The following is a 3,449-nucleotide window of genomic DNA, read 5'->3' on the forward strand; positions in this document are numbered from 1 at the left end:
GTCCTTCGGACACTGGGAGAGCTTTTACCCTGTCAGGGTCGCTGCGCGACCCTGGTTCGTGGACAAAAGGTCGTGTTACATGTAGCCGAGGTCACGCAGGCGTGCCATCAGGTTCTCCTTGTCCTGGGCGCGGCCCTGACGCTCGGTGGTGCCTTCGAGGTCCTGGAGCCACGCGGGCTCCTCGGCGGACTTCGCCGACCCCTTCTCGGTGCCCAGCGAGCGAAACCCCTCGAAGTACTTCGGGCCGACCGGGATGTCCTCGGCGGTGAACCCCTCGGGCATGTCGTCGTAGGTCTGGGGGACGTGGCCCTCCGGCCAGCCCTCGACGGTGTCGGGGACGACGTAGTGCCACATCGCGTCCCACAGCGTGCGCTCGTCGAACTGGAGGATGGTGTGGACCCGGTCGTGGGGCGGGTACTTCTCGGAGTCGTGGCGCGGGGAGAAGAACGTCTCGTCGGCGCGGGCCTCCTGTTCGTCCCAGCGGACGCCCGAGAAGATGCCGTCGAAGCCGTGCTCGCTGACGACGTGGTTGAGCGCCACCGTCTTCAGCAGGTGGTTGCCGCCGAGGCTGTCGGCCTCGAAGCGGAAGGTGTCGCCCTCGTGGCCCGCGCGAGCGAGTTCGCGGCGGTTCTCCGCGGTCAGCGACTCGACGGGCACGTCGTCGCCGGGCGTGTGTGACTCGAAGACGGGGTCGTCGTTGCGGGCGACGACGAGTTCGAGGTCCCACTTCTCGGCCCACTCCTCGACGAAGTTCGTGACCGCGTCGAAGTGCTGGTAGTGGTCGATGAAGACCACCGGCGGGACGTCGTAGCCGTACTCCTCGGCGACCTCCTTGACGAAGTAGAGGACGAGCGTGGAGTCCTTCCCGCCGGTCCACATCACCGCCGGGGTGCGGTACTGTTCGAGGGCGGTGCGGGTGACCTCGACGGCCTTGCCGAGTTTGTCCTCCAGGGAGGGGTAGTCCGCAGCGGTCTGGTCACGGCCGTCGTCGTAGTCGAGCGAGAGGTAGTCGGGGAAACTCATTGTGGTGTGGAAGCGTCGAGACCGCTATCGAGCATCGGAGACGCTGGTACGGAACAACGACGTTCGAGATAATCACTGTATCGGCCATCCGTGCCGGTAGATAGCGAACGACACCGGCATCGCGGGAGACGGGGACCGACCGGTCGCCGACGGAGCGTCGGTCGGTCCACCGAGCATAAGACGGCCGGTGGTGAAGGAGGAGTATGGCTACGGACGACGTCGACGGTTCTTCTGCGGACACGCGGACTGCGATCATGGAGGCGACGTTCCGTGCGCTGAGCAAGCACGGGTACAACGACCTCCGGATGCGGGACATCGGCGAGGAGTTCGAGATGAGTCGGACCCTCATCCACTACCACTACGACGGCCGCCACGACCTCATCTCGGCGCTGCTGGAGTACGTCATCGAACAGTACGAGGGGAGCGTCGAACTCGACGAGGGGACCGACCCCGTCGCGGAACTCGACGTGCGCATCGACCAGTGTCTGTTCGGCCCGGAGTTCGACAACGACTTCGGCCACTGGGAGCGGATGACGGTCTACCACGAACTGTTCTCCCAGGCCCAGCACAACGAGCGCCACCGGGAGGTGTTCAACCGCCACTACGAGACCATCCGCGGGAGCATCGAGCAGGTCATCGAACGCGGCATCGAGGAGGGCGTCTTCAGGGACGTCAACGTGACCGACACCGCACAGCTCGTCACCGACCTCATCCACGCCGCACGCGCCCGACGTATCTCGCTCGGGCACGAAGACGCCCCCGAGCAGGCCCGACGCGGTATCGACGAGTTCGTCGTCTCCGCGCTGCTGAACCCCGACTACGTGCTCCCCTCGGCGATGGGTCGGAGCCAGTAGCCGCCGAGGGGGACTCGACAGCGCTCGACCGACGGAGACGGGTCGTCGGTGGACGGCCGGCGGTTCTTTACCAGACGGGCCCTCTCGAGTACGTCGCGGAACCGCTCAGGTTCGCGTATCAGTGCGGGTCCAGCCCGTCGGCCTCGTTGTGCTCGTCGACCGTCACGACCACGAAGTCGACGAGTTCCTCCCGTGAATGCTCCGTTCGCAGGTGGGCTCTGAGTGTCGCCTCGCGCTCGAAGGCCGCACGGCAGAGGAGGCAGTCGAGGAGTTGCTGGTGGACGATGGAATCGCTCATCCTAGAACGATGGCGACGTGACCGGAAGAGCTAGCAACTCTCGGCGACGGGACGGACCGACGACGAGGACGGTCGTCGGGGCTGTGACGTTTATGCCCTACCGACGCGAGGCGTATTCGTGGAAGCCCCCGAGATTCACCCCCAGGCACAGGCGTACCTCGACCGACAGGGACGACTCCCGCTGTTCCCGCTCTCCGAGCGGAACCTCCGACTCCTGCGGACGGTCAACCGCGTCGCCAACTGGTTCCAGAACCGGAACCCGCCGGCGGTCGGGGCCACCGAAGACCGGACGATTTCCGGCCCCGATGGTGACCTCCCGGTCCGCGTCTACAGACCGGAAGGGGAGGGACCGTTCCCGACCGTCGTCTTCTTCCACGGCGGCGGGTTCGTCCTCGGCAGTATCGGTGGACACGACCGCTTCTGTCGGCACCTGACCCGCGCGAGCGACTGTGTCGTCGTCAGCGTCGACTACCGTCTCGCGCCGGAACACCCGTTCCCGGCGGCCGTCGAGGACGCCTACGCCGCCGTCGAGTGGGCGGCCGACAGTCGGGCGGCGCTCGATTCCGATGGTCGACTCGCCGTCGCGGGCGACAGCGCGGGCGGGAACCTCGCCGCCGTCGTCTCGCTGCTGGCCGCCGAACGCGACGGCCCGAACATCGACTACCAAGCACTGCTCTACCCCGGCGTGGGCATGACCGGGGAGCGTGACTCCGAGAAGCACGTCGGCATCGTCCTCCTCGAAGAGGACCTGGAGTGGTTCCGTGAGAGCTACTTCGGGAGCGACCTCACGCTCCGGAACCCGTACGCCGACCCGTATCAGGCCGAGGACCTCTCGGGGGTCGCTCCCGCGACCGTCATCACCGCCGGCTACGACCCCCTGCGCGACGGCGGGAAGGCGTACGCCGAGCGCCTCGTCGCCGCCGGGGTCCCGGTGCGGTTCGACAACTACGACGACATGATCCACGGCTTCGCCTCCGCGCCCGGCGCGAACGGTATCGACCGCGCGATGGAGGCCGTCGAGCAGATAGCCGACGACCTGCGCGACGAGTTCGGGTTGGAGTCGTAGACCGACGAGTGGACGGTCGATAGCCGGCGAAAGAAGACGTCGTTCCGTTGTACCGCGAGCGAACCGAGCGAGACGGCTTCGCCGTCTCGCTCGAAGCCGGCGGCGACGCAGTGAGTGAGCGGGGTGAGGAGCGCCGGAGTGAGCGACGAATCCTCGTGGTCGCATTGTGAGACGCTTCGCGTCTCGCAGGCTCCCAGGTCCTTCGGAC

At 66.9% G+C, this 3,449-nt stretch carries 4 protein-coding genes; 2 read left to right on the forward strand and 2 right to left on the reverse strand.

What is annotated here, in order from left to right:
• Positions 1-75 precede the first annotated feature (75 nt).
• Positions 76-1,023, reverse strand: coding sequence for a phosphoadenosine phosphosulfate reductase family protein (locus GQS65_RS20885; protein WP_158206556.1), 948 nt, complete (start codon positions 1,021-1,023; stop codon positions 76-78).
• Positions 1,024-1,226: 203 nt separating this feature from the next.
• Here GQS65_RS20885 and GQS65_RS20890 point away from each other — a divergent pair, with 203 nt between their 5' ends.
• Complete coding sequence (locus tag GQS65_RS20890) at positions 1,227-1,877, forward strand: TetR/AcrR family transcriptional regulator (RefSeq protein ID WP_233265227.1); 651 nt, start codon at positions 1,227-1,229, stop codon at positions 1,875-1,877.
• Positions 1,878-1,995: 118 nt separating this feature from the next.
• Here GQS65_RS20890 and GQS65_RS20895 read toward each other — a convergent pair whose 3' ends face one another.
• Positions 1,996-2,175 (reverse strand): hypothetical protein, encoded by a 180-nt coding sequence (locus GQS65_RS20895; protein WP_158206557.1) that lies wholly within the window; start codon positions 2,173-2,175, stop codon positions 1,996-1,998.
• Between the two features lie 118 nt (positions 2,176-2,293).
• On the opposite strand from GQS65_RS20895, the gene GQS65_RS20900 reads away from it, so the two are divergent.
• Complete coding sequence (locus GQS65_RS20900) at positions 2,294-3,241, forward strand: alpha/beta hydrolase fold domain-containing protein (protein ID WP_368280402.1); 948 nt, start codon at positions 2,294-2,296, stop codon at positions 3,239-3,241.
• Positions 3,242-3,449 lie beyond the last annotated feature (208 nt).

This window comes from Halomarina oriensis, from assembly GCF_009791395.1.
Lineage (GTDB): Archaea > Halobacteriota > Halobacteria > Halobacteriales > Haloarculaceae > Halomarina > Halomarina oriensis.

Bases quoted from the DNA above. Each gene is read 5' to 3' on its own strand.
- GQS65_RS20885 (WP_158206556.1), bottom strand. From the start codon at position 1,023: ATGAGTTTCCCCGACTACCTCTCGCTCGACTACGACGACGGCCGTGAC.
- GQS65_RS20895 (WP_158206557.1), bottom strand. From the start codon at position 2,175: ATGAGCGATTCCATCGTCCACCAGCAACTCCTCGACTGCCTCCTCTGC.
- GQS65_RS20890 (WP_233265227.1), top strand. From the start codon at position 1,227: ATGGCTACGGACGACGTCGACGGTTCTTCTGCGGACACGCGGACTGCG.